The sequence below is a fragment of the Caproiciproducens sp. LBM24188 genome, from assembly GCF_054130445.1.
On the sequence record NZ_CP196862.1, the window covers coordinates 818,242 to 842,786 of the forward strand.

The window sequence follows — 24,545 nt, forward strand, 5'->3', positions numbered from 1 at the left end:
ATTAATTATATTGCTTTAGCTTATTAAAGTCAACAAATTTCAAAGCTTTCGATTTGTTGTTTTATCCATAAAAAGCCGGATGGATACGGAATTTTCTGCTGTGAAAAAATCGTTTTTCCACCGAAAGGGAACTGATTTGCAAAACAGCTTCCGAATGACTCTTCAACGGCTGTTTTGTGCTATAATGAAAAATAAGATTCTTTAGCGTTTGTACACAACGAGTAAACCGGGAGGCTGCCATGAAAAGTCGTCTGATTCGTTTGGTTTTGGGGATGCTTGCCGTTGCCGGCATCATCTGGTTTTGCATTCCGTTTGGCTGGGGGGTGCGCAACATCGGCAGTTTTTTCGGGTTGGCGGTATGCGGGGTACTTTTGCTAGGATGCCTGTTCTGGCCCGCCATCCGAAAAGCGTGTGACAGTTCGCGCGGATGGCGCATGTTCTGCCGAACCGTCGGAATTCTGTTCAGCGCGGGCATGGTCTGGTGCGCAGTGCTGACGGGACTGATATTTTTCGGTGCTTCCGCTGTCCCTCCGCAGGATGCCACGGTGGTGGTGCTGGGCAGTAAAGTCAGTGGGCATGTTCCCAGCGCAGATCTGATGGCGCGTATTCAAGCCGCGAAGGACTGGATGACCGCACACCCCGGCACTGCCTGCATCGTCAGCGGCGGGCAGGGTGCCGGAGAACTGGAAACGGAAGCCGTCGTCATGAAACGGACGCTGGTGAATATGGGGATTGAATCCTCCCGCATTCTAATGGAGGACCGCTCCACCACCACACAGGAAAATTTACAGAATGCGCTGGCTCTAATAGACCAAAAGGGTATGAGCCGGAATCTTGCGATTGTAACGGATGAATACCACCAGTACCGCGCCGGCTGCATTGCTCGAAAGCTCGGCGCACAGCCTTATTCCGTGCAAGCGCATACGCCGTGGTACATTTTTTCTGCCTGTTATGCGCGCGAACTGCTTGCGCTGACGAAGTATCTTATTTTTTCCTAACTTTTTTCATTCGACTGTGAAACCTGCCGAAAACCGCTAGATACAGGAATTTCTTATGGACAAGCTCTTCCCGCGCGGTTATAATAGAAAAAATGCCCGAAAAATAGTTTCTTGATTAGAATTATAATTTGTTAACCTATTGAGAAAAGGGAGGCGCACGATGGAAACTCTTTTGCTGAAAGGAGCCCGGTATCTTGACCCTTCCAACAGCTGCGATGAGATTGGTGATATCCTTATTCAGGAGGGGAAGATTGCCCGAATCGGCGGGAAAATTGCCTGTGAATCTGCACAACTGGTGCCGGCACAAGGCTTGGTTGCCGCTCCCGGACTGGTAGATGCCCATGTGCATCTTCGCGACCCGGGGTTTACGGAAAAGGAAGATATTTTGACCGGGTGCCGCGCGGCGGCGGCGGGCGGGGTGACCAGTCTGCTGTGCATGCCGAATACGAATCCGGCGGTGGATACCCCGGAAACGGTTCATTATATTCTAAAAAAGGCCGAACAAGCCGATGCCCGTGTTTATGTGGCCGCTGCCATTACAAAAGGCCTGAAAAGCGAAGAGCCGGCTGATTACCGTGCACTGAAGGAAGCGGGAGCCATCGCGCTGAGCGACGACGGCAGGCCGGTTGAAAATACGGCGTTCATGGCGAACGCTATGCGTCAGGCCGCCGAATTGGGGCTGCACGTGATGTCCCATTGTGAAGATTTGTTTTTATCTCAAGGTGGAAAGCTGAACGAGGGGCAAGTGTCCGCTCAGCTCGGCGTGCGGGGGGTTCCCGCTGCGGCGGAAGACTGCGGCACAGCGCGTGAAATTGCCCTTGCAGCGGCTTATAGTGTTCCAGTTCATATTTGTCATGTCAGTACCAAAACTTCGGTGGAACTGATTCGTGACGCAAAACGGCGGGGCGTTCCGGTTACGGCCGAAACAGCGCCGCATTATTTTGCCCTGACGGAGCAGGAACTGAGAAAGCGGGACGCGGATTACCGCATGAGCCCGCCCCTTCGCACAGAGGAAGACCGGTTGGCAGTTATTCAGGGAATTCGGGACGGAACGATTGACCTGATTGCGACCGACCACGCACCCCACACGCCCGAAGAAAAGGCGGATTTTCTGTCCGCGCCCAACGGAAGCATCGGCATGGAAACCAGCCTTGCCGCCGGCATTACGTTTCTGGTTCAGCCGGGGTTCTTGACCCTGGGCGAGTTGATTCAAAAAATGAGCACCACGCCCGCCCAGCTGCTCGGCATTCCGGCGGGGACTCTGTCGCAGGGGGCTCCTGCCGACTTGGTTTTGTTTGCCCCGGAGGAACGTTGGACGGTCGATACTGCCCGCCTGCACGGGAAGAGCCGAAACGCGGCGCTGAAGAATCGGATGCTGACCGGAAAGGTGAAGCTGACGATATGCCAGGGAAAAATCGTTTACCGGGATGAACCGCAGGACAAGCAGGTAAAATAGTTTTAGTTCCACAGTAAAAACTGTTTTATAAAGATTATAAAAATTGGAGGAATGACGATGTCGCTGGACAGACTGATTGAAAAAATTGCGGAGCTGCAAAACCCCACCGTGGCGGGGCTTGACCCCAAGCTGGATTATATTCCCGCTTTCATCAAAAGCGCCGCATTTCAGCAGTACGGGGAAACGCTGAAAGGTGCCGCCGCCGCCCTGCTGGAGTTCAACAAGGGCTTAATCGATGAACTCTGCGGGATTGTTCCGGCGGTAAAGCCCCAGTGTGCTTATTATGAGATGTACGGCTGGCCGGGTGTAAAAGCCCTGCACGATACGATTGCGTATGCGCACAAAAAGGGCATGTTCGTTATTACCGACGGCAAGCGCAACGACATTGGCACCACCATGGAGGCTTACGCAGCGGCCCATTTGGGCAGTGTTGCGGTTGGGCAAACAAACTGCGTTCCGTTCGGAGGAGACGCGCTGACGGTAAACGCGTATCTTGGTTCCGACGGCGTCAATCCATTGCTGAAAACCTGTGAGCAGGAGGATAAAGGCATCTTCGTATTGGTCAAAACCTCGAATCCGTCTTCCGGGGAGCTGCAGGACCGGATGCTGGAGCAGGGCGGCTCGCTGTACGCGGCCATGGGCGAGCTCTGCGAACATTGGGGCCAAGCCCTGCCGGGCCGCCATGGGTATTCCGGCGTGGGGGCCGTAGTGGGCGCCACCTATCCGCAGCAGCTCGGGGAGCTGCGCGTAAAGCTGCCGCACACGTTCTTTCTGGTGCCGGGTTACGGTGCGCAGGGCGGCGCGGCAAAAGATGTTGCCCCGGCGTTTGACGCCAACGGCTGCGGCGCGGTGGTGAACGCGTCCCGCTCCATTCTCTGCGCCTGGCAGAAAACCGGTGCGGCTCAGCAGGATTACGCCAAAGCGGCGGCGCGCGAAGCCGTGCGCATGCGGGATGAAATCAGGGCGGAAATCGGCTCAATTCGGGTCTGACGGCGGCGAAAGGATGGAGAAGCACATGAAATACGATACCGGGTCGTGCCGCATTCTGGAAAAGCAGCAGCTGACAGTGGATATTTATGATGTTACGGTTGACGCGGGGAAACTGGCGCTGCTTGCCAAACCGGGGCAATTTGTCCATGTTTTGGTGCCGGGTCACACCCTGCGCCGCCCGATTTCCATCTGCGGAATCGACCGCGCGGCGAATACACTGCGTCTAGTGTTTCAGGTCCGCGGCGAAGGCACGGCGCAGCTTGCCGCGCTGAACTGCGGTGATTCCATAGATTTGCTGGCTCCGCTTGGCAGGGGCTTTTCCCTCGGAAATACCGGGCGAAAGGTGCTGTTTGTCGGCGGGGGCATTGGGGTGCCGCCGCTGCTGGAAGCGGCAAAGCCGTTTGGAGAAAACGCGGCGGTTGTGCTCGGCTTTCGCAGCCGGGAAGCCGTCATTTTGAAAGAAGATTTTGAGCGAAACGGCAATCGGGTGCAGATTGCAACGGACGACGGTTCGCTGGGGCACCACGGCCTGGTGACGGACTGCATGGAAGCACTTGCAGCGGAACACTTCGCTTTTGAAGAGGTGTTTGCCTGCGGCCCCGCCCCAATGCTGAAAGCGGTCAGCCGTGCGGCGGAGCGCCTGGGCGTTCCGTGCCAGGTTTCCATGGAACAGCGCATGGCGTGCGGCGTGGGTGCCTGCCTCGGCTGCGCGGTAAAGCTCCGCCGGGAAGACGGCGGGGAATATTACGGCCATGTCTGCAAAGACGGGCCGGTATTTCGCGCGCACGATATTGTGTGGGAGGACTGAGCACATGGCAGATTTAAAAGTAACCATCGCCGGGGTCCCATTTCAAAATCCTCTGATTGCGGCGTCGGGGACTTTTGGGTTCGGGCGTGAGTATGCCGAATTTTATCCCCTCAGCACTTTGGGCGGAATTTCCTGCAAGGGCATTACGCTGGCGGAACGCCCCGGCAATCCGCCGCCGCGCGTGACGGAAACACCCGGCGGAATGCTGAACGCCGTGGGGCTGCAGAACCCCGGTGTGGATCATTTTATAAAAGAAGACCTTCCCTGGCTTCAAAAGCAGGGGACGGTCGTTATCGCGAATATTGCGGGTAATACGCCGGAGGATTACTGCCGTATGGCGGAAAAGCTTTCGGACACCGCGGTGGATATGGTGGAACTGAATATTTCCTGCCCTAATGTGAAACAGGGCGGGGTTCAGTTCGGTACCAGCTGCGCCGGGGTGGAGGATATCACCGCGCAGGTGCGCCGTTTCTGCAAAAAGCCCCTGATGGTGAAACTTTCCCCGAATGTCAGCGATATCGGGGAGATTGCCGCCGCGGCGGAAAGCGCTGGGGCGGACGCAATCTCTATGATTAATACGCTGACCGGGATGCGCATCGACATCCGCACTCGCCGGCCGGTGCTGCGCAACAACACCGGCGGGCTTTCCGGCCCAGCGCTGCTGCCCATTGCCGTGCGCATGGTTTGGCAGGCGGCACAGCGGGTAAAAATCCCGATTGTCGGCATGGGCGGAATCTCAAAATGGGAAGATGCGGTGGAGCTTTTGCTCGCGGGGGCTTCCGCCTTGCAAATTGGCACTGTGTTTTTTACGGACCCGTACGCGCCGGTAAAAATACTGGACGGCCTAAACCAATATCTGGATTACAACGGGATTTCTTCCGTATCGGATTTGACCGGAAGAGTATGCCCGTGGTAAAATAAAAAAACAGAGTCCGAAGAGAAGCGTGAATGGAGGTTTGACAATGACACGAATTCTGTTGGTGCGTCACTGTGAGGCACAAGGAAATACAGACAGCATTTTTCAGGGACATACCGATTGTGAAATCAGCGGAAACGGGGCAACGCAGCTGGAGCTTTTGTCCATACGCTGCCGCAATATGCCAATTGAGGCGATTTATTCCAGTCCACTGAAACGTGCACGCCTTACGGCAGAAGCCATAAACCGATATCATCGGCTTCCCATTCGGATTGACAACCGCCTGATTGAAATTAACGGCGGCGTGTGGGAGGGAAAGTCATGGTCGGAGCTCCCCGTGCTGGACGCGGAGCAGGCGGATGCGTGGTACCATCGTCCGTATGAATTTGCGCCGAAAGACGGGGAATCCATGCGCGAGGTGTACGACCGCATCTGGGACGGCGTAACGGATATTGTGCGCGCTAATCGGGACAAGATGGTTTGCATTGCCTCGCACGGGTGTGCCATCCGGAACTTCCTGTGCCGTGCGCAGGGCTGGCCGGTGGAACGCCTGAACGATGTGGACTGGTGTGACAACACTGCCATCAGCATCATCGATTTTGATGAGGATATGAACAGCAAGGTAGTCCTGATGAACGACGCTTCCCATCTGACGCCAGAAACCTCGATTTTCATGCATCAAACCTGGTGGAAGCGCGAGGATGCATAAGAACGCTTTTTAGAAATGTTTCAGCGGTCTGCCGCGAAAGGGTGAAATACGAATGAAGATACTGGCAGTGGATTTAGGTCTGGTGCGCACGGGCTTGGCTTTGTGCGACGAGGCGGAAACACTGGCATACCCGGCCGGGGTTCTTCAGGAACGCAGCCGGGAACGCCTGGCTGGGCAGATTGCGGAACAGGCGCGGCAGCACGAGGTTGGCGGCATTGTGGTGGGTCTGCCGCGCAATATGGACGGCAGCGAAGGGCCAAGCGCGCAGGCGGCCCGTGCTTTTGCGCAGCAGCTGCAGGAGTTGGTCTCGGTTCCAGTAGAAATGCGGGACGAACGCGGCACCACCATTACCGCGCACGGTTTTCTGAACGAAACCAATGTGCGTGGGAAAAAGCGGAAGGCCGCGGTGGATGCGGTTGCCGCAACTGTTATCCTGCAGGATTACCTCGATTACCGCAGAAATCACCGATAAAAAACCATAAAAAACGCGTGTGTGAATCAAATTTTCCTTTTCACACACGTATTTTTTCTGTTCATTTTTATAAGAAGCTTTTTAGTCTTTACTTTTTCCAAGGTAAAACAAAGCCACCGTGCCGGGACCGGAGTGAGCGCCGATGACTGGGCCAATCGGATTAATTTCAATACCCTTGACAGGAAATTTGCGTTTGACCTGTTCTGCCACGTATTGTGCATCTTCCAAGCTGTCCCCATGGCTGATAAAGATAATCTGCTCTTCCGGATGCTCTACCGCAAGCTCCATGTGTTTTACCAGCGTGTCCAAAGACTGACGGCGCCCGCGTATTTTTTCCATCGGAATCAGGTGCCCTTCGTTGTCCACATGCAGCACGGGTTTAATTCCCAACATGGTACCCACCAGCGCAGCTGTGCCGGAAACCCGTCCGCCGCGCTTCAGGTGATTTAAGTCGTCCACGGTAAACCAGTGCGCAAGGCGGTTGCGGTTTGCTTCCACCCAGCGGCATAATTCGTCGATGCTCAGTCCTTCGTCGCGCTTTTTCGCGGCGTGGTACACCAACAGTCCCTGCCCCATGGAAGCCCCAAGGGAATCCACCACGTGCAGCTTATGTTCGTATTTTTCATTCAGCTCGTTTGCAGTTAGAACCGCATTGCTGTAGGTTCCGCTCAGGCCGGAGGAGAAGGCAATATACAGAACGTCTTCGCCGTTTTTCAGAATGGGTTCGAAACACTCAGCAAACGTAATGGGAGCGAGCTGGTTGGTTGTAGAATCCTCGCCGGCGCGCAGACGTTCGTAAAATTCATGGGATGACATTTCCCGTTCGTCCGGATAGTTGTTGTAGGTCTTTCCGCCAATGGAAAAGTTCATGGGGATTACTTCAATATCCAGTTCCTCCACCAATTTTGGAGGAAGGTCACAGGTGGAATCGGTAAAAATTTTATATGGTTTCGTGCTGCTCATGAAAACCGCTCCTTTTCAGAATGACTGGCGGCAGCTGCCCCCCTCAGTTCGGCTGCTGCCGCCCGGAAATGCCGAAAAGCCCTTTCCGGCCGTCGGCATAGTATTTTCTTTTTTATGGCTTCATTATAAATAAATTATAAAGGAAAAAGAAGGATTTGTCTATGGCATCGGTATGCACAAGACCGGCGTGTTTATTCTAGATGGAACGCTTCTTCCAAACTGCGTATTTTCTGGTCGTCGATGGTTACGATATCGCCCAGCTGTCTGGAGGAAATTACCGCCTTTGCGCTGTATTCTGCCACTTCAAGCCGGTCGAACGCATTAAGCAGGTTGTTTCCGGTTACAATGACGCAGTCGTTTTTAACCATGACAATCGGCGTGGAGGGAACAAACTGTTCCGCCACCTGTTCGGGATTCATAAAGACAGAGCCGTAGGGCAGCTTGGGAATGTTGCGCAGCAGAATGTAGCTTTCCGGAATGGTTTTGGAATCAAAATTCTGGTCAGTTACGCAGAACGCCATGATGTTCGGCGCATGGGCGATGAGGACGGAGTTGATGTGGGGATGCTTTTCGTAAATCGCTTTGTGCAGCATTACCGAGCGGCTTGGAATTTTACCGGCTTCCTTGCGGCCGTTCTCAATGCGGACCAAATCCTCCGGATCCAAATATTTGCGGTCTTTTTCGTAAGGGGTGATGAGGAAAGAACCGTCCTCCAGCCTGCAGGAAAAAGTACCCTCTGTACTGGTAAAAAGATTTTGGTCATACGCGCGGTGGATCAGATTGCACATAACCCGACGTGCATCGCGCTCCGCGCTGCTGTATCCGTTCGGCGTAAACTCCGGCATATCTGCATTGCGTTCGTTTTTGCTCAGTTCCATGTCGGCATCCGTCAGGGAAATGGTTTTGCCAATGCTTCTAGCCTGAATATCCAGGCGGGCGCAGAAGTCCAGCGTTTCAAACGATTTGAAAGCGTCCAGCAGGCTTGCTCCGCCGACTACAACACCATGGTTTTCCAGTACAACGGAGCGAAACCCTTTGCGGAAGACCGCCGCAATTTTTTCTCCCAACTCGGTACTGCCTGGCAGGCCGTACTCTGCCATGCCGATTTTACCGCATACCAGCTCTACGTTGGGGAACAGGCGGGTATTTGGCAGCTTGCGAACAATGCTGAATGCAACCAGAGCGGGCGGGTGGGCGTGCAGAACGGCTTTAATGTCCGGTCGGGTTTGGTAAATCAATTTATGGAACGGGAATTCGCTGGAAGGATTATACTTTCCGATGATTGTTCCGTCCGGCTTAACCTGAATGATGTCGTTCCGGGTCAGGGAACCCTTGTCCACGCCGCCGGGCGTAATCCAAATGTCACCGTTGTCATCGAGAATGGACAGATTTCCGCCGGAGGTGGTGGTCATGCCGTAGTTATAAATGCGCTCCATAATCAAAATAAGCTGATCGGCTGGATGGAGTAAATTGAAATTCATTTTTTTACCTCGTTTCGTTGCTGAAATTTCGGCTGCCGCAGCGCCCTGAGCGGTATCCGAAATAAGAAGTATTTTTCTTTATTTGCTTATCATTATATCATTCCTGCCGTGAGATTCAACCGATTCTCCCAAAAATGAAGACGGTCCTCTAGAAAGAAATGCGGGGTAGACCGGTTTTAAAAATCGGGTGAAAAACAGTTGGTATAATTATGTGCACAGGCGGATAAAATAATTCCCAAAAGGAGGGCATGTCTATGATGGATAAAATTGCTTTAATACTATCAATTATTGGAGGCTTGAACTGGGGCTGTATCGGAATCTTCAATTTTGATGTTGTGGCATGGATTTTCGGAGGACAGACCGCAATCGGCAGCCGAATTGTTTATATTCTTGTGGCGCTGGCCTCGATTTGGTGCATCACATTACTGTTTCGTGACACAGAAGCCGCAAACGATTGACGTGGGCCCTTCCATACGGAGGGGCCTCTTTCTTTCTTTCTTTCTTGTTTTGTCCCATTTTGGCTTAAGAAATTTATAAATTCTATTTACAAAAGAGGAATCTGGCAATATACTTGAGATGACGATATCTTGGGAAAAAACAGATGGAAAGAACGTGATCAATGTGGAGATTGTATTGAAAAATTATATGGAAAATTTGGTCCTGGAGAAACTGGATGAACTGATCGATCAGCTGGATTGCTGCAAATGTGAAAAATGCCGGATGGATCTGGTGTCTTACGCGCTGAACCGGCTTCCACCGAAATATGTGGCGTCCTACAAAGGGCAGGTCTATTCTAAGCTGGACACGCTTTCCATTCAATATGAAACCGACTTAATCAATGCGATCTACCAGGCTGCGAAAATTGTTTCGGAAAATCCACGCCATAATCAGGAAAGCGAAGACCAATAGGGTACATAGCACGCTTGACGGTATGCGGCGGCATATTTTAGAAAGGACGGTTGCGACAATGGACTTTATCGAACAGCCCAATCGAATTTATGCAGTGAACGGGAGCGGAACCCCGGTTGCCTCCATCTCGTTTCCAAACCGTTCCAACACGGAAAGTCCGGTGCAGTTGGTAGAAATCAACCACACGTTTGTGGATGATTCCCTGCGCGGTCAGGGGGTCGCCTCAAAGCTGGTCGAAGCTGCGGTCGCAAAGCTGCGCAGAGAACATAAGAAAGCTTATGTGACCTGCTCCTATGCGCAAAAATGGTTTCAAAACCACCCGGAAGCTGCGGATGTTCTGGCCGAGCCCACCGAACTCATACCCGAATCGCCGCGTGTACTCTAATATGCGGTAAAAATTTACTTCAAACAAGAATTCTTTGCAAAAAACAACTTGAATAATCCTGAATGATATATTAAACTTATAATAAAATTCGGGTGGTGAGCAAGAAAAATGCTTTACAAAGTCTGGTCGAAAGACGGGGAGTCCCGCAAATGGTGTTATGACTTTTTTCTGGCGTCGGTGGACGGCGCGGTTTATTCTTATGACATGGAAGGCCAGACAGTGCGTTCTGCCATCTTTATTGTGAAAAAGCCCATTCCACAGGATTTGTTTGACCACTTTTTCTTTGACTATGAGCTTCTTTCCAGCGATTAAACGAGAATGACACAGAATGAAAGTATGAGTTAAGGGGCGTCCCGGCTGAAAATAGCCGGGGCGCCCTTTTTGCCGAATCTGCGTAATCAGTGTGCTCAGTCAATCAGATGATGCTGATACCACTTTTTACCTTTGTATCTCAGCAGGAAAATGGTGGCGCGCACGCCCCATTCGCAGTCCATAGCCACCCATACCCCCACTATTCCGAACGGGAGCAGGATTCCTAAAATGTACCCAAGCACCACACGGAACAACCACATGGAAAGCATGGAAACCATGGAGGTAAATTTGGAATCCCCCGCGGCACGCAGCGCAGAAGGGGTGATAAAGCTTGCGGACCACAGCGGAATTTGTGCAATCGCGTTAATGATCAGAATAATAAAAATTGTGGGAATGATTTCTTCCGGTGGGTGGAACAAGGAAACCAAAGGCCGATAAAACGGCATAATTAGCGCGAACATAACCATAAAGGAAAAGCTGGAAAGAAAAATAAATGATTTGATAAATTTGCGCGCGTCTTTAATGTTTCGCTTGCCCATGCATTGGCCGACCACGGTAACGACGGAGAGCGAAAGCGCGTTCGCCGGGATTTGAAACAGCTGGGCGATAGAGTTGCAGATTGCGTTCGTTGCCATGGCGTAAGTGCCAAGGCTGACAATAAAGGTCTGCGTCAAAATTTTCCCGCCGTTAAAAAACATTTGCTCCGCAGCAAACGGAATCCCGATAAACATAATGCGCTTGAGCATGGAAAGGTCAAACGTCAGAAGATTGCGTAAATGAAAATCCAGGGAGGTATTTCGTTTTATCAGATAAATGATTGCACAGACGGCGGCAAAATAACGCGAGATATTCATGGAAGTAATCATGCCGTAAACGCCCATGTGCAGGGTGTTGATGAACAGAAAGTTCAAAAGCACATAGATGCCGTTCATAATGAGGGATAAGGTGAGGGAAGACTTTGTTTCACCCACACCGCGCAGTGCGCCGCACACAGCTTCTTCCACGGCAATGCCGCAGTAGGAGGAGGCGCTTCCGATTATGTAGATTCTGGCGTTAGTTAGCACGGCCGCCTCCGCTTTGCCGAACAGCAGATCCAATACATTGTTGTGCAGGCCGATAATCGTAAGGCTGATGGCAAGGGCCAGAAGAAAGACGGATGTAATTGAACCGGCCGCCGCCTTCGACACCATCGGGCCGTTCCCGCTGCCTTTGTATTGTGCAACCACAACCGTTCCGCCGGTTGAAACGGCAATAAACACATTGACCAGAAAAATATTCAGGGAGTCCACCATGTTCACCGCGCTGACCGCGGAGACCCCGGAGGAACTGATCATCGCCGTGTTCAGCAGATTCATGCATACCACGAAAGACTGGTCCACGAGAATCGGAATGATAATACTGATGACCGTTTTGTAATTCATGGACTCGCCGGAAAAATGTTTATTGAAAAAAACGTTCAGGTTTGATTTTACATTTGCGAGTGTCACATTATCACATCTTTATTTATTTCTATTAATTGCTATTAACATTGTCGTAAAATTACGGATCATTGATTCCATTCAATTTGACTTGATGAGATTCGTAACGATTTCTGAATCTTATTCTAGCACAATTTTCAATGGTGGGCGTAAGAAAAATAAGCAAACAAAAGGAATTGGCAGAATAGCCAACTCCTTTCACTACAAATAATTATTTTTTATAAGAGCTTAAAACTTTCGCCGGAAGAGAGAATATTATGCTTCGGCAAGACCGCTTAAATATTTTTCAGCCATGGTAGCCGCCACCGCTCCATCCGAAACGGCGGTTACAATTTGGCGAAGCGCTTTTTCACGCACATCGCCCGCCGCAAAAACGCCGGGGATATTGGTTTTGGTTGTTTCATCGGCCAGAATGTAACCGGCTCCGCTCAGGACCAGCGTTCCCTGGAATAGAGAGGTGTTCGGTGTGTGACCGACCGCCACAAATATGCCGTCGCAGTCGATGGTGCGGTCGGCGCCGGTCTTTTTATTATGCACGGTAATACCGCTGACTTTGTTTTCTCCAAGAATTTCCTGAACGGCGGAATCCCAGACAAATTCCACATTTCCGGCACTTTCCAACGGCTTTAAATAGGCTTTTGAGGCACGCAGGCTGTCCCGCCGATGCACCAAATAAACTTTTTTGCATATTTTAGATAAGAGGACGGCATCGGATGCAGCGGTATCGCCCCCACCGACCACAACCACAGTTTTTCCGCGGTAAAAGGCCCCGTCGCAGGTTGCGCAGTAGGAAACCCCCTTCCCGCGGAGCTCTTTTTCGCGGGCAAGGCCCAATTCCCTCGGCGAAGCGCCGGTAGCCGCGATGACAACACCCGCTTCATACTGTGTGCCGTCTTCTGTAGTTATCTTTTTGGGATTGGATTCCAAATCAATTTCTGTTACTTTCTGAAACATGCTTTGAGCCCCAAAACGCTCCGCCTGTTTGCGCATTTCGGTCGCCAGGTCAAAGCCGCCCACTCCTTGGGGGAAGCCAGGGTAGTTATCTACCATATCGGTGGTCCCCATTTGCCCACCCGGAGCGTATGATTCCAGCAACAATGTTTTTAAAGCCGCGCGGCCGCAGTAAAGAGCTGCTGTGTACCCCGCGGGGCCGCCTCCGATAATAATTACATCAAAGCTTTGGCTCATCCTTTAATCCTCCTAAATTGATTGCGATAAATTATATTGTATAAAACTAAATTGATTATAACAGTTTTCAAAAATATGATACCCCAAATTGATGAATTTTACAACTGATTTTTTATTGCCGGTTTGGTTTCGGTCCCTGACAAAAACAGGGCTTCGGCAAATGCCGAAGCCCATTCTTATCAATCATGTATTTCATTGTGGATTTTCAATTAAAACATTGGAATCACCAATTATTTTATAATTTTCGGAGTATGTGGACGAAACTTTGGACCCACCCCTTTCCGAAATCCTTTTCACAAGGAAAAACCGGGATGCTTCAGATCGACACACATGCTGTCTGCTTTGGACTCAATCCTTTCTATTTATTAATGTTTTCAAAGTTATAAAAAGCACTTCACTTTTCGCAGCTGCGCCCAACAGGGAACAACTGCTGGCTTGACGCCTCGTCTGACTGGCCCATTGGACTCATTCCTTTCTGCTGAAACATTAATCAAGGGGAACTTTGGAGGGAATTTTTTGGCGCCCTACTCAGCGTTGCTTTGCTTGGTTTGGTAGCAACTTATCGGTCACACAACCTCTGGCGCCTTTTTGATTTCCTTTTTTCTCTCTTTCTGTCTATATTATAAGAAATAATATGTAACTTGTCAACATTTTCTTCTTATATTTTTTAAAAATTTTTATATAATATTTTCTAGAGCGATTTTCCTGTTGACTTAAAGGCCGCGAAAGGTTACAATGAGAACACGGAAAACAAAGTGAATTTAATCGTGAGGAGCTGATCCCAATGAACGATGATTACGGCGCCGATTTACTGACCCTCGTGGATGAGGAAGGAAAAGAGCACGAATTCGAAATTCTGGACGTTATAGAGAATGAAGACGGTTGCTTCTATGCATTGCTTCCGACTTTTGAAACTCCCGAGGAGAAGGTTCAATCCCAAGGTACTTATTATATTTTTGAAGCGATCGAAGAAGACGGCGAACAGCAGCTTGCTGAAATTGAGGATGAAGCTCTTCTAGATAAACTTGCCGCACAGTTCGAAAGCCGTTTTGAAGAACTGTACGACGATGATTACGATGAGGACGACATCGATTCGGACGACGAGGATTAAACTGAATCGGAGTTTTGTCTGCACCCTGCCTGGTGCGCGGACCGTGCATGAATAACCCTACAGATAATAATAGGGAGCTTAGCTCCGGTGGCGGACTTCAGACCTCCCGGCTTTTGCCGGACGAAGGGAGTATGAAACCATTGGGCGGCACCCACCTGCTTTGAAAGGCAGGGTATATCAGCACATTACGGCCAGGCGGGATCTATTAACAAAACATGCGGGAGGCGTTTCGCCTCCCTTTTTTCATATACATAATTAATCAATAATATATACAATCAGTCGGCGGGTTTAAACACACACGCCTAACCGAAAAAAATTGTCTGGGGGTCTCATCATAACCTGCAGGCATTTTTGCTTTTTTGGGAGTGCTGTAAAAGGAATGAGCATTTATATTGCAGTGCTTCCACAATGCACAATGCACGGAAATTTTCCGCTAATTTTTATCCACTTTCACTAGAATCCGGGAAGCTTATTTATCAGAAATTGAGAAATGGAAACAGAAGATTGACTTCCGCTAAAATCAGAATATACTTAATATCAGAAAGAATGTGCCCGGGCACGAAATTTCAAATTCAGACGATAAAGACAATATTTTTATATGGAATATTGCTTTTTTATCTATATTAAACAATAAAGAAACGGCTCAAAAGTTTGGAAGTGAACCATGTCAATTACCATTCGGGAAATCGCTAAAATGGCCAATGTTTCTAGAGGAACCGTTGACCGCGTGCTGAACTGCCGCGGCGGGGTCAACCGAGAAGTGGAATTGCGCGTGCGGAAAATTGCCGAAGATTTCGGCTATAAGCCCAACCGTGCAGGAAAAGCACTGGCGGCCAGAAAAAAACCATACCACATCGGGTGTCTTCTCCCGGGAATCGATAATCCGTTTTTTGACGACGTCATTTCCGGAATGCGCGCCGCGGAGCGGGAATATTCTGATTACGGCCTTTCGCTGGAAATACAGATGATAAAAGGCTACGATGCCCAAACACATCTGGAGGCAATGGAGAACCTGGCGGGGAAAGGTGTGGACGCGCTCTGCCTGACCACGGTTGACGTGCCTTCGGTTTCTGCCAAAATCAATGAATTTGGAAAGGCGGGCTTGCCGGTTGTAACGGTCAACTCCGACGTAAGGGGAACCACACGCCTGTTTTATGTGGGATGCAATTACCTGAAAAGCGGCCAAACTGCTGCCGGAATGCTGTCGCTGATGCTCGGTGAAACGGGGAATACCCTGATTGTAACCGGTTCGCTGAAAATGCAGGGCCACAACCAACGCATTCAGGGCTTCAGCAGCGCCATCAAAGAAAAGAACCTTAGAATTTCCGTTGCGGATATTGTGGAAAGCCAGGATGACGACGACACGGCATACCGCTATACCAAAGAAATCCTGCAGGCAAACCTTACTATTAACAGCATATACATTACCGCGGCCGGCGTCGCAGGTGTCTGCCGGGCGGTGGAGGAGCTGGACCTCGCGAAAAAACTGCGGTTGATCGCCGTGGACGACGTTCCCGCTACACGGGAGGCAATTCAAAGCGGGACCATCGACGCCACGATTTGTCAGGAGCCGTACCAGCAGGGGTACCGCGCCGTAAAGCTTTTGTTCAATTATTTTATCGAAGGGGTAATTCCTAAAGACGGCACCGTATTTACCGACAATGTCATTAAGATTCAGGAAAACCTGTTTTAATTGGGTACCAATCAGTTTTCATATAAAATTTATTAATGAGGGTGAGAGATTTGAAAATTTGGAATGTCGATGACCCGGAATTCAGAAAATACGGAAGGGTGGTTAAGGGGTACGACTGCTCCCAACTGATGGAGGCAATAGGGAAGACTCCGCTGACCGCCGAAGTAGCCTATGTTCCGGCAGAGCCAACGCTGGAAGCACTCCCGATTTTTCAGGAGCTGCAAAACCGTGCGTACGGAGGACTGCCGATTCAGATTGGCTACTGCAACGGCAGCAACACCAAATTGAACGCAGTGGAATATCATCGTTCTTCGGAACTGGATATTGCCGCTACGGATTTGATTCTGCTGTTGGGCTGGCAGCAGGATATTGACCCGGAAAATTATACCTATGATACGTCGCGGATTGAGGCATTCTTCGTACCGAAGGGCACGATTGTGGAACTGTATGCCACCACACTGCACTATGCACCATGCAATGCAGAAAAGGGCGGTTTCCGCTGCGCAGTTGTTCTTCCGCGCGACACAAACCTTCCGCTGGAAACGGAACAGCATGAACATGAGGATCGCCTGCTGTTTGCCAGGAACAAATGGCTGATTGCTCATCCGGAAACGGACCTTGGGGAGCAGGGCGCCTTTGTCGGCCTGACCGGGGCAAATGTATCGGTGGAGGGATAATATGACGACAAGATGCATTTTAGGACTGGATATCGGCACCTCCGGCTGCAAGGTGCTTGCGCTGGATGAATCCGGCACGATCCTTGGCTCTGTGGTGGAGGAATATCCTCTTTATACGCCGAAGCCGGGTTGGTCGGAACAGGACCCGGAGGACTGGTGGCAGGGTGTTGTGACCGGAATCCGTAAGGTCTTGCAGAAAATCGGTGACTGTCAGGTCTGTGGCATCGGCCTTTCCGGCCAGATGCACGGCATGGTGCCGCTGGACAACGAACACCGGGTTGTGCGCAAGGCGATTCTCTGGAACGACCAGCGTACCGGCCGCCAGTGTGAGGAAATCACTGAGCTTGCGGGCGGTTTGGAATCTTTGCTTGGCTACACCAATAACCGGATGTTGACCGGCTTTACCGGCGGAAAGATTTTATGGATGAAAGAGAATGAGCCGGAAAATTATGAACGTACGGTTATCATTTTAAATCCGAAGGATTACATCCGGTTCCGCCTTTCCGGCGCATTTTTCACCGAAGTTTCGGACGCTTCCGGAACGGGCCTGTTCAATGTGAAGGAACGCACCTGGGCTGTCGAGCTGATTAAAAAAATCGGTTTGAAGCCGTCGCTCTTTCCACAGGTGGTGGAATCCACACAGGAAGCCGGCCGCGTAAGCCGTGAAGCGGCGGAACTGACCGGAATTCCGGAGGGCACCGTCATTTCCGGCGGCGGCGGGGACGCGGTTATTTCTACAACCGGGCTTGGGTTGATTCGCCCGGGCCGCGTGGGCATCACGCTCGGCACAAGCGGCGTGGTTGCCATGGGTTTGCCCGCTTACATGGAAAATCCGAACGGGCTGCTGCAGGTTTCGTGCAATAACGCGCCGGGTACCTACCATGCCATGGGCGTAACGCTTTCCGCAGCGGGTTCTTACCAGTGGTTCCGAAACGCATTGGGAGATTATGAAACCGAGAAGGGCAAAGCGACTGGAAAAGACCCGTTTTACCTGCTGGATCAGGAGGCAGCGGCCACCAACCCCGGTGCGGACGGCCTGGTGTTTCTGCCTTATCTGATGGGCGAGCGCGCGCCGATTAACGATCCCGAGGCCACCGGTGCCTTTTTGGGCCTAACCATCCGCCACGGCAAGGGCCATTTCTCCCGTGCGGTGATGGAGGGCGTAGCATTTTCTCTGAAACAGGTTTACGACCTGATTTTGAGCGTGAATCCCGATACCCATCCGGATGAAGTCGTTCTGGCGGGTGGCGGAGCAAAAAGCCCCATTTGGCGCCAGATTTTCGCCGATATTTTCAACCTTCCGGTGCGTACAGTATTTGGCAGCGCAGAAGGCGGCTCCTTCGGTGCGGCGCTGGTTGCCGGCGTAACGGCGGGCATCTGGAACAGCCTGGCCGATACTGTGGCGCTGATTAAGCCGGAAAGCGAAACGCTTCCGATTGCGGAAAATGTGCCGGTGTACGCCGCGCAGTATGCGAAATACATTCGCTATTATGACGCGCTCAAATGGAGCTATCGTTCCTAAAAAGCAGCAAATTGTTTTCGTACCTTTTTGCAGATTATTTTTAAATACATAAAGTATGGAGGATTTTGAAATGACAAACATTCCTGAGGTTAAGCTTGGCATTATCTCCGTCAGCCGCGACTGCTTCGTGATTTCCCTTTCCGAGAAACGCAGAAGAGCGATTGTGGAAAGCTACGAGAAAAAGGGCGGCTCCATCTACGAGTGCAAAACCACCGTGGAAAATGAAACCGATATGCTCAAAGCAGTCGCAGAAGTGAAAGAAGCCGGCTGCAATGCACTGGTTGTGTTCTTGGGCAACTTCGGTCCGGAAACACCGGAAACCCTGATTGCACAGGAATTCAGCGGCCCGGTAATGTACGCGGCTGCCGCCGAAGAATCCGGTGACGACCTGATCAACGGGCGCGGCGACGCATACTGCGGCATGCTGAACTGCTCCTACAACCTCGGCCTGCGCAAGCTTAAGGCCGTCATTCCGGAGTACCCGGTCGGTACAGCGGACGACATCGCCGATATGATTGTGGACTTTGTCCCGGTTGCCCGCGCTCTCATCGGCCTGAGCTCCCTGAAAATCATCACCTTTGGTCCGCGCCCGCAGGACTTTTTTGCCTGCAACGCGCCGATTAAAGCGCTTTATGACATCGGCGTTGAAGTTCAGGAAAATTCCGAGCTCGACCTGCTCGTTTCTTACAAAGAGCATGCAAATGACCCGCGCATTGCCGAAGTGGCCGCCGACATGGCTAAAGAACTGGGTGCCGGCAACCAGTACCCGGACTTCCTGCCCCGTATGGCACAGTTTGAGCTGACTCTGCTCGATTGGGCGGAAAAGAACAAGGGCAGCCGCAAGTATGTGGTGTTTGCCGACAAATGCTGGCCGGCATTCCCGAAGGAATTTGGCTTTGAACCCTGCTATGTGAACAGCCGCCTTGCTTCCAGGGGCATTCCGGTGGCCTGTGAAGTTGATATTTACGGCGCGCTCAGCGAGTACATCGGCGCCTGCATTACTGGTGATGCCGTTACCCTGCTGGACATCAACAACTCCGTTCCGGCTGATCTGTTTGAAAAAGAGATTAAGGGCAAATACAACTATACGCTTCAGGATACCTTCATGGGCTTCCACTGCGGCAACACTCCGCTGTGCAAGCTGTCCAAGGGCGCAATCAAATATCAGCTTATCCAGAACCGTCTGCTGGAAAACGGCGGCGAGCCGGACTTCACCCGCGGTACCCTGGAAGGCGACATTGCTCCCGGCCAGATTACCTTCTTCCGTCTGCAGAGCGCCGCAGATACTACGCTGCACGCTTATGTGGCGCAGGGCGAGGTTCTTCCGGTGGCGACCCGTTCCTTCGGCGGCATCGGCATCTTTGCAATTCCCGGCATGAAGCGTTTCTATCGCCATGTTTTAGTGGCGAAGCACTATCCGCACCACGGCGCGGTTGCGTTTGGCCATGTGGGCAAAGCCCTTTATACGCTGTTTAATTATCTGGGTGTGGAAGACATTGAGTTCAACCACCCGGATGGCATGCTCTACAAGGGCGAAAATCCGTTTGCAGAATAAGTCTGGGAACGATAACCAAAATCCCATTCATACAAAAACAGGCGCCGCTGAAAACAGCGGCGCCTGTTTGTCTTATTTTATGTGGTGCTTTCCTTTGTACCACGCGATTTTACAGTCGATTTTGGCCAGATTTTTCTGCAGGGTTTCAATCTGTTTTAAAATGTGAAGACGCTGCTGGTTGAAAATTTCCAGGCGTTCCTCTACGGTAGAATCTCCCTGCGCACAAAGGTCAAAATACCTCCGAATGTCCTTAATTGACATACCCGTCGCTTTTAGGCAGCACACCATTTCCAACTGATCCATATCCTCTTCCGAGTAGATGCGGATGCCGGTTTCCGTTTTACGGGGGGAAAGAATCCCTTCTTTTTCGTAGTAGCGCAGGGTGGGCGGCTCCAGCCCGAATTTTTCTGCAGCCTGGCGGATGGTATAATTCATGAACGTTCCCTCCGTTTGTGATGATGCTGCGGCGTTTTCAATCCAGTACCCGTTTATGTTCTGCGCGTTCTAATCGCAAAATAACAGGCACTGCATTACGCCGGTTTTCAATGGATAAGCATACTTCTGAAAATCGTTTTTGTCAATCCTGCGGAGCTTGTAAAACATTTATGAAAATTTTTAAAAAACTATTGACTTAAAGTTAACTTTAAGAGTTAGTATTATTCGTATGGAATTAAATTGGAGCCGCTCAGGGTATGGTTCCATTTGGCCTGCGGGGGAGTCCGCGTGCGGTACCGGCAAGGCCGAAACCGCTTTTTTGTGGAACAATTTAGGCTGAGCAGCAGAGTTCAGATTTGCAGAATGTAAGGAGGAATTGGAATGATTTATCGTAATTATCGGAACGAAAAACGTTCCCTTTTAGGATTTGGGTGCATGCGGCTTCCAAAGCTGCAGGAAGACAAACAGGAAATCGATTATGAAAAGGCTCAGGAACTGATTGATTATGCGTACTCTCACGGCGTAAACTATTTTGATACCGCGTATCCGTACCATGAAGGTCAGTCGGAGCTTTTCATTGGCCAGGCGCTGAAAAAGTATCCCCGGGAATCCTTTTATCTGGCCGACAAAATGCCAAGCTGGCAGTTAAACAGCCTGGAAGACGGCAAACGGATTTTTGCCGAGCAGCTGAAAAAATGCCAGGTTGACTATTTCGACCACTATCTGTGCCATTCTGTCGGAAAGTCGCTGGAAGAATTCATCAAGCGGTATGAAACTACCGGGGTGCTGGATTACCTGCGGGAAGAAAAAAAGAACGGCAGGATCCGCTTCCTGGGATTTTCCTTCCACGGAACTCCGGATGTTTTGGAACAGATTGCGAGCCGGCACGAATGGGATTTTGCGCAGATTCAGCTCAATTATCTGGACTGGAACATGCAGAACGCGAAAAAGCAGTATGACATTCTGGCTTCGTGTGGGATTCCCTGCATTGTCATGGAGCCGGTGCGCGGCGGCAGCCTGTGCAATCTGTGTGATGAGGCGGCGGGGCTTTTAAAGGCTGCCCGGCCGAATGACAGCTTTGCTTCCTGGGCCATTCGATTTGCCGCTTCCCAGCCGAACGTCATAACCGTTTTGAGTGGAATGTCCGCTATGGATCAAGTGGAAGACAACGTAAAAACCGCTGCGGATTTCACCCCCATTACCGAGGAGGAACGCGCGGTTTTGGAACGGGTGGTTGCCGCAATCCTGAAAACCGGAACCATTCCCTGTACCGGGTGCCGGTATTGCATGGACTGCCCTGCCGGAGTGGATATTCCAAAGGTGTTTTCGGTTTACAACCGGTGTGCTTCTACCAATTGTCTGCCGATTTCCCTGGGAAAGCAGTCTGATTTTGAAAAGAACCGGAAGGATTTCCTGCAGGCGTTTGAAGTGGTGCCGGAAAAGAATCTTCCTAACCACTGCGTCCGGTGTGGTCAATGTATGAAACATTGTCCGCAAAGCATTGAAATTCCGGACCGTATGCATGAAATTGCAGCTTTGCTGGCCACGGTTTAAGGGCAGGCGCAATGATTTTTAGAACAGCAGGTGAACAAAATTTGACAGAACGGATGAAACAGGCCGAACAGATTTTACAGCAAACGCAGGCAGCGTGTGTTGTGATTCAAAAGGATGGCACCGTGGTTCAATCGGAACTGCCCGGCATTCGGCCGCTGATGGGCTGGCTGGAGCAATCCCCTGAAATTTTGAAAGGCGCGTGTGTCGCCGATAAAGTTGTGGGCAAGGCCGCCGCCCTGCTTATGCTTTACGGAGGTGTCGCCGAGGTTTGCGGCGAACTCGTCAGCCAAGCGGCGATTGAGTGCTTGAAAGAGGCCCATGTGCCGCTGACTTACGGAAAAGCGGTGCCGTATATCTTGAATCGGGATCACACAGGAATGTGCCCGATGGAACAGTGCTGCCGTGAAATTGATTCCCCTAAGGAAGCGTACGAGGCGTTAAAACGTATGATTCAGAATCGAAGAGCGAAAAGCGGGACATAATTTTCAATCCGTTGAAAGGATGGTTCATTATGGTAGTCATTGATTCGCAAAGCTGCATTGGGTGCGGTGCCTGCGTGCAAGACTGCCCGCAGGCGAATCTCAGCGTGGAGGAGGGCACGGCGAAGGTTCTTGGGAACTGTATGCAGTGCGGGCACTGCGTGGCAATATGCCCCGCCAATGCGGTGCGGATCCCGGAGTATGACATGGAAGATGTGACGGAGTATGACCCGGAAACGTTCCGTTTGGCTCCGGAGCAGGTACTTAATGCAATCAAATTCCGCAGAAGTATCCGGCACTTTAAAAACACGGCGGTGCCGCCGGAAACGCTGCGAAAAATCATAGAAGCCGGACGCTACACGGAAACCGCCGTCAATCGACAGGATAACCGGTTTATTGTGGTGCAGGAAAAGCTGCCGGAATTCCGGAAACTGATTTGGGAAGGCTGGAGGAAAACCGCGGAGATTCTTCGGGAGCAGAGCGACCCGCAGGCGCAATGGTATCGCTCTGTATATGAAAAATATGAGAATCACCCGGAACGCGATCCGCTGTTTTTCGGTGCTCCGGTCTTACTGGCCGTTGCCTCCGGGCGTGCGCTGAACGGCGGCATGGCCAGTGCGAATATGGAAACGATGGCAGTGTCACTCGGTTTGGGTGTGCTGGTCAGCGGCATGATTGAGCGGGCGATAAAAGCAAACCCGCAGGCGCAGGAATGGCTCGAACTGGGGGAGAAACAGCTGGTGTCGTGTATGCTGGTCGGTTACCCGCAACTCCAGTATCGCCGTACGGCGCCAAGACTCCGCGCAGATATTACATGGAAATAGGGAGGTATAAACATGAATGTCTTATTGATTAACGGCAGCCCACATAAAAATGGTTGTACCTATACTGCACTTTCCGAGGTGGCGGGCCAGCTGAATCAGGAAGGGATTGAAACCACCTTTGTCCATTTAGGCAGCGGGCCCATCCGGGACTGCAACGGATGCGGCGGCTGTGCGCAAACGGGACACTGTGTATTCCATGACGGCCCAGTCAACGAATGCATTGACCTTGCGAAACAGGCGGATGGAATCATCGTGGGTTCTCCGGTTTATTATGCCGGCCCGAGCGGTGCGCTTTGTTCCCTGCTGAACCGCATGTTTTATGGAAAATCCGAGTTGTACGCCTACAAGCCCGCAGCTGCTGTGGTAAGCTGCCGGCGCGGGGGTGCAAGCGCAGCTTTTGACCGTTTAAACAAGTATTTCACCATTGCCAATATGCCGGTGGTGTCTTCCCAGTATTGGAACGCGGTGCACGGAAATACGCCGGACGAGGTGCGCCAGGATTTGGAAGGCCTGCAGATTATGAGGACGCTGGGACGGAACATGGCTTGGCTTTTAAAAAACATGGAGGCCGCAAAGGATACGGTTTCTCTTCCAAAGAGGGAGCCTCCCGCCAAAACAAATTTTATCCGGTAACAGAATCGAAAAAACAGGCTTCTGAGCATTTCACTCAGAAGCCTGTTTTTATTTCTTGTAAGAGGAGTAACCCTCTACGCCACTTCCTTTTCCGCTGGTCGCTGCACCGGAAACATCGCTCATAGACTTTTTCCCGCTCATGCCTGCGACGTTGCCGCCGCTCATACCCGCGACGTTACCACCACTCATGCCTGCAACGTTGCCACCGCTCATGGTTGCGGTTTTACCGCCACTCATGCCTGCAACGTTGCCACCGCTCATGGTTGCGGCTTTGCCGCCACTCATGCCTGCGACATTGCCGCCGCTCATGGTTGCGGTTTTGCCGCCGCTCATGCCTGCAACGTTACCGCCGCTCATGCCCGCGACATTGCCACCGCTCATGGTTGCGGTTTTGCCGCCGCTCATGCCTGCAACATTGCCGCCGCTCATGGTTGCGACGTTGCCACCGCTCATGGTTGCGGTTTTGCCGCCGCTCATGCCTGCAACATTGCCGCCGCTCGTACCTGCGACGTTCATATTTGGCATTTTATTTTTACTTGTGCCCTTTACATTACGGTTCATCATTTTGTCAAAAGCCGGGTTAAAGGCATAGAAGTTCCTGGAATCCAGCTGATCCGTTATAATACGCAGACCTTCGCCAAAGCGCTGGAAGTGCACAACTTCACGCTGGCGCAGGAATTTAATCGGGTCGCGTACATCGGGATCATCCGCAAAGCGGAGAATATTATCGTACGTGGTGCGCGCCTTTTGCTCTGCCGCCAAGTCCTCGTGAATGTCCGTGATCGGGTCGCCCTTTACCTGCATGCTTGCTGCGTTGTAGGGAACTCCGGTTGCGTCGGCGGGGTAGATGCCGGTGGTGTGGTTGATAAAGTACGCGTCAAATCCGCCTGTTTTGATTTCCTCTTCGGTTAGGTTGCGGGTCAACTGATGCACAATGGTTGCAACCATTTCAAAATGTGCAAGTTCGTATGTACCAAATGCTTATCGGTGTCAGCAT

General features: G+C 51.4%; 25 protein-coding genes and 1 pseudogene. 20 read left to right on the forward strand and 6 right to left on the reverse strand.

Translation table 11 applies throughout. The features are described from left to right. Window positions 1–239: 239 nt before the first annotated feature. From ACSVDI_RS03780 to ruvX, 7 genes are all read left to right on the forward strand, one after another. The gene (locus tag ACSVDI_RS03780) at window positions 240–998 is read left to right on the forward strand and encodes an ElyC/SanA/YdcF family protein (RefSeq protein WP_457944863.1); all 759 of its coding nucleotides are present in this window, start codon (window positions 240–242) and stop codon (window positions 996–998) included. 160 nt (window positions 999–1,158) lie between these two features. Continuing rightward, window positions 1,159–2,454 carry a dihydroorotase gene (locus ACSVDI_RS03785; RefSeq protein ID WP_457944864.1) on the forward strand — a complete coding sequence of 432 codons (1,296 nt, stop codon included), beginning with the start codon at window positions 1,159–1,161 and terminating at the stop codon, window positions 2,452–2,454. A gap of 57 nt (window positions 2,455–2,511) precedes the next feature. Further along, window positions 2,512–3,444 (forward strand): orotidine-5'-phosphate decarboxylase, encoded by a 933-nt coding sequence (gene pyrF, locus ACSVDI_RS03790; protein WP_457944865.1) that lies wholly within the window; start codon window positions 2,512–2,514, stop codon window positions 3,442–3,444. A 25-nt stretch (window positions 3,445–3,469) separates the two neighbouring features. Beyond that, a complete protein-coding gene (locus ACSVDI_RS03795) occupies window positions 3,470–4,252 on the forward strand; it encodes a dihydroorotate dehydrogenase electron transfer subunit (protein ID WP_457944866.1) in 783 nt (260 codons plus the stop codon). A 4-nt stretch (window positions 4,253–4,256) separates the two neighbouring features. Next, window positions 4,257–5,168, forward strand: a complete 912-nt coding sequence (locus ACSVDI_RS03800; RefSeq protein ID WP_457944867.1) for a dihydroorotate dehydrogenase — start codon at window positions 4,257–4,259, stop codon at window positions 5,166–5,168. A gap of 46 nt (window positions 5,169–5,214) precedes the next feature. After that, window positions 5,215–5,877: a histidine phosphatase family protein gene (locus ACSVDI_RS03805; protein WP_457944868.1), complete on the forward strand. Its 663-nt coding sequence runs from the start codon at window positions 5,215–5,217 to the stop codon at window positions 5,875–5,877. 52 nt (window positions 5,878–5,929) lie between these two features. Beyond that, the gene (gene ruvX, locus ACSVDI_RS03810) at window positions 5,930–6,349 is read left to right on the forward strand and encodes a Holliday junction resolvase RuvX (protein ID WP_457944869.1); all 420 of its coding nucleotides are present in this window, start codon (window positions 5,930–5,932) and stop codon (window positions 6,347–6,349) included. A gap of 81 nt (window positions 6,350–6,430) precedes the next feature. Here the strand turns inward: ruvX and ACSVDI_RS03815 are convergent, their stop codons facing one another. Together ACSVDI_RS03815 and ACSVDI_RS03820 are read right to left on the reverse strand one after the other, a co-directional pair. After that, window positions 6,431–7,312, reverse strand: coding sequence for a DegV family protein (locus tag ACSVDI_RS03815; protein WP_457944870.1), 882 nt, complete (start codon window positions 7,310–7,312; stop codon window positions 6,431–6,433). A 191-nt stretch (window positions 7,313–7,503) separates the two neighbouring features. Then, a complete protein-coding gene (locus tag ACSVDI_RS03820; RefSeq protein WP_457944871.1) occupies window positions 7,504–8,793 on the reverse strand; it encodes a class II aldolase/adducin family protein in 1,290 nt (429 codons plus the stop codon). A gap of 254 nt (window positions 8,794–9,047) precedes the next feature. On the opposite strand from ACSVDI_RS03820, the gene ACSVDI_RS03825 reads away from it, so the two are divergent. The 4 genes from ACSVDI_RS03825 (at window position 9,048) to ACSVDI_RS03840 (ending at window position 10,399) form a co-directional block, all read left to right on the forward strand. Next, window positions 9,048–9,251 (forward strand): DUF378 domain-containing protein, encoded by a 204-nt coding sequence (locus tag ACSVDI_RS03825; protein WP_457944872.1) that lies wholly within the window; start codon window positions 9,048–9,050, stop codon window positions 9,249–9,251. A gap of 175 nt (window positions 9,252–9,426) precedes the next feature. After that, on the forward strand, window positions 9,427–9,702 hold the full coding sequence (locus tag ACSVDI_RS03830) for a late competence development ComFB family protein (protein ID WP_457944873.1): 276 nt from the start codon (window positions 9,427–9,429) through the stop codon (window positions 9,700–9,702). Window positions 9,703–9,760: 58 nt separating this feature from the next. Further along, window positions 9,761–10,087 carry a GNAT family N-acetyltransferase gene (locus tag ACSVDI_RS03835; protein ID WP_457944874.1) on the forward strand — a complete coding sequence of 109 codons (327 nt, stop codon included), beginning with the start codon at window positions 9,761–9,763 and terminating at the stop codon, window positions 10,085–10,087. A 108-nt stretch (window positions 10,088–10,195) separates the two neighbouring features. Next, complete coding sequence (locus ACSVDI_RS03840; protein WP_457944876.1) at window positions 10,196–10,399, forward strand: hypothetical protein; 204 nt, start codon at window positions 10,196–10,198, stop codon at window positions 10,397–10,399. 95 nt (window positions 10,400–10,494) lie between these two features. Here ACSVDI_RS03840 and ACSVDI_RS03845 read toward each other — a convergent pair whose 3' ends face one another. Next, window positions 10,495–11,820 (reverse strand): MATE family efflux transporter, encoded by a 1,326-nt coding sequence (locus ACSVDI_RS03845; protein WP_457944877.1) that lies wholly within the window; start codon window positions 11,818–11,820, stop codon window positions 10,495–10,497. Window positions 11,821–12,132: 312 nt separating this feature from the next. Beyond that, window positions 12,133–13,065 carry a thioredoxin-disulfide reductase gene (trxB, locus tag ACSVDI_RS03850; protein WP_457944879.1) on the reverse strand — a complete coding sequence of 311 codons (933 nt, stop codon included), beginning with the start codon at window positions 13,063–13,065 and terminating at the stop codon, window positions 12,133–12,135. A 784-nt stretch (window positions 13,066–13,849) separates the two neighbouring features. Between trxB and ACSVDI_RS03855 the strand changes: the two genes are divergently transcribed. The 5 genes from ACSVDI_RS03855 to ACSVDI_RS03875 all read left to right on the forward strand — a co-directional run bounded on the left by ACSVDI_RS03855 (window position 13,850) and on the right by ACSVDI_RS03875 (window position 19,623). Then, window positions 13,850–14,176, forward strand: a complete 327-nt coding sequence (locus tag ACSVDI_RS03855; protein ID WP_457944881.1) for a DUF1292 domain-containing protein — start codon at window positions 13,850–13,852, stop codon at window positions 14,174–14,176. Window positions 14,177–14,840: 664 nt separating this feature from the next. Then, complete coding sequence (locus ACSVDI_RS03860) at window positions 14,841–15,869, forward strand: LacI family DNA-binding transcriptional regulator (protein ID WP_457944883.1); 1,029 nt, start codon at window positions 14,841–14,843, stop codon at window positions 15,867–15,869. A 50-nt stretch (window positions 15,870–15,919) separates the two neighbouring features. Continuing rightward, entirely contained in the window at window positions 15,920–16,546 is a 627-nt protein-coding gene (locus ACSVDI_RS03865) for a DUF4867 family protein (RefSeq protein ID WP_457944885.1), read from the forward strand. Window position 16,547: 1 nt separating this feature from the next. Further along, window positions 16,548–18,068 (forward strand): xylulokinase, encoded by a 1,521-nt coding sequence (gene xylB / locus ACSVDI_RS03870; RefSeq protein WP_457944887.1) that lies wholly within the window; start codon window positions 16,548–16,550, stop codon window positions 18,066–18,068. Window positions 18,069–18,138: 70 nt separating this feature from the next. After that, window positions 18,139–19,623, forward strand: coding sequence for an L-fucose/L-arabinose isomerase family protein (locus ACSVDI_RS03875; protein ID WP_457944888.1), 1,485 nt, complete (start codon window positions 18,139–18,141; stop codon window positions 19,621–19,623). A gap of 72 nt (window positions 19,624–19,695) precedes the next feature. Here ACSVDI_RS03875 and ACSVDI_RS03880 read toward each other — a convergent pair whose 3' ends face one another. Then, on the reverse strand, window positions 19,696–20,058 hold the full coding sequence (locus ACSVDI_RS03880; RefSeq protein WP_457944889.1) for a MerR family transcriptional regulator: 363 nt from the start codon (window positions 20,056–20,058) through the stop codon (window positions 19,696–19,698). 381 nt (window positions 20,059–20,439) lie between these two features. Between ACSVDI_RS03880 and ACSVDI_RS03885 the strand changes: the two genes are divergently transcribed. Genes ACSVDI_RS03885 through ACSVDI_RS03900 form a run of 4 tightly spaced genes read left to right on the forward strand, consistent with a single transcriptional unit; the run spans window position 20,440 to window position 23,548 of the window. Next, window positions 20,440–21,612: an aldo/keto reductase gene (locus ACSVDI_RS03885; protein ID WP_457944890.1), complete on the forward strand. Its 1,173-nt coding sequence runs from the start codon at window positions 20,440–20,442 to the stop codon at window positions 21,610–21,612. Window positions 21,613–21,653: 41 nt separating this feature from the next. Then, on the forward strand, window positions 21,654–22,094 hold the full coding sequence (locus ACSVDI_RS03890; RefSeq protein ID WP_457944892.1) for a DUF1893 domain-containing protein: 441 nt from the start codon (window positions 21,654–21,656) through the stop codon (window positions 22,092–22,094). A gap of 29 nt (window positions 22,095–22,123) precedes the next feature. Further along, entirely contained in the window at window positions 22,124–22,915 is a 792-nt protein-coding gene (locus ACSVDI_RS03895; protein WP_457944893.1) for a nitroreductase family protein, read from the forward strand. 12 nt (window positions 22,916–22,927) lie between these two features. Beyond that, window positions 22,928–23,548, forward strand: coding sequence for a flavodoxin family protein (locus ACSVDI_RS03900; protein ID WP_457944894.1), 621 nt, complete (start codon window positions 22,928–22,930; stop codon window positions 23,546–23,548). A 564-nt stretch (window positions 23,549–24,112) separates the two neighbouring features. Here ACSVDI_RS03900 and ACSVDI_RS03905 read toward each other — a convergent pair. Further along, window positions 24,113–24,523, reverse strand: a pseudogene (locus tag ACSVDI_RS03905) (manganese catalase family protein); the annotation flags it as partial. Window positions 24,524–24,545: the final 22 nt, after the last annotated feature.

Coding starts and splice junctions, on each gene's coding strand:
- ACSVDI_RS03780 (WP_457944863.1), top strand. CDS start 240: ATGAAAAGTCGTCTGATTCGTTTGGTTTTGGGGATGCTTGCCGTTGCC.
- ACSVDI_RS03785 (WP_457944864.1), top strand. CDS start 1,159: ATGGAAACTCTTTTGCTGAAAGGAGCCCGGTATCTTGACCCTTCCAAC.
- pyrF (WP_457944865.1), top strand. CDS start 2,512: ATGTCGCTGGACAGACTGATTGAAAAAATTGCGGAGCTGCAAAACCCC.
- ACSVDI_RS03795 (WP_457944866.1), top strand. CDS start 3,470: ATGAAATACGATACCGGGTCGTGCCGCATTCTGGAAAAGCAGCAGCTG.
- ACSVDI_RS03800 (WP_457944867.1), top strand. CDS start 4,257: ATGGCAGATTTAAAAGTAACCATCGCCGGGGTCCCATTTCAAAATCCT.
- ACSVDI_RS03805 (WP_457944868.1), top strand. CDS start 5,215: ATGACACGAATTCTGTTGGTGCGTCACTGTGAGGCACAAGGAAATACA.
- ruvX (WP_457944869.1), top strand. CDS start 5,930: ATGAAGATACTGGCAGTGGATTTAGGTCTGGTGCGCACGGGCTTGGCT.
- ACSVDI_RS03815 (WP_457944870.1), bottom strand. CDS start 7,312: ATGAGCAGCACGAAACCATATAAAATTTTTACCGATTCCACCTGTGAC.
- ACSVDI_RS03820 (WP_457944871.1), bottom strand. CDS start 8,793: ATGAATTTCAATTTACTCCATCCAGCCGATCAGCTTATTTTGATTATG.
- ACSVDI_RS03825 (WP_457944872.1), top strand. CDS start 9,048: ATGATGGATAAAATTGCTTTAATACTATCAATTATTGGAGGCTTGAAC.
- ACSVDI_RS03835 (WP_457944874.1), top strand. CDS start 9,761: ATGGACTTTATCGAACAGCCCAATCGAATTTATGCAGTGAACGGGAGC.
- ACSVDI_RS03840 (WP_457944876.1), top strand. CDS start 10,196: ATGCTTTACAAAGTCTGGTCGAAAGACGGGGAGTCCCGCAAATGGTGT.
- ACSVDI_RS03845 (WP_457944877.1), bottom strand. CDS start 11,820: ATGAATTACAAAACGGTCATCAGTATTATCATTCCGATTCTCGTGGAC.
- trxB (WP_457944879.1), bottom strand. CDS start 13,065: ATGAGCCAAAGCTTTGATGTAATTATTATCGGAGGCGGCCCCGCGGGG.
- ACSVDI_RS03855 (WP_457944881.1), top strand. CDS start 13,850: ATGAACGATGATTACGGCGCCGATTTACTGACCCTCGTGGATGAGGAA.
- ACSVDI_RS03860 (WP_457944883.1), top strand. CDS start 14,841: ATGTCAATTACCATTCGGGAAATCGCTAAAATGGCCAATGTTTCTAGA.
- xylB (WP_457944887.1), top strand. CDS start 16,548: ATGACGACAAGATGCATTTTAGGACTGGATATCGGCACCTCCGGCTGC.
- ACSVDI_RS03875 (WP_457944888.1), top strand. CDS start 18,139: ATGACAAACATTCCTGAGGTTAAGCTTGGCATTATCTCCGTCAGCCGC.
- ACSVDI_RS03880 (WP_457944889.1), bottom strand. CDS start 20,058: ATGAATTATACCATCCGCCAGGCTGCAGAAAAATTCGGGCTGGAGCCG.
- ACSVDI_RS03885 (WP_457944890.1), top strand. CDS start 20,440: ATGATTTATCGTAATTATCGGAACGAAAAACGTTCCCTTTTAGGATTT.
- ACSVDI_RS03895 (WP_457944893.1), top strand. CDS start 22,124: ATGGTAGTCATTGATTCGCAAAGCTGCATTGGGTGCGGTGCCTGCGTG.
- ACSVDI_RS03900 (WP_457944894.1), top strand. CDS start 22,928: ATGAATGTCTTATTGATTAACGGCAGCCCACATAAAAATGGTTGTACC.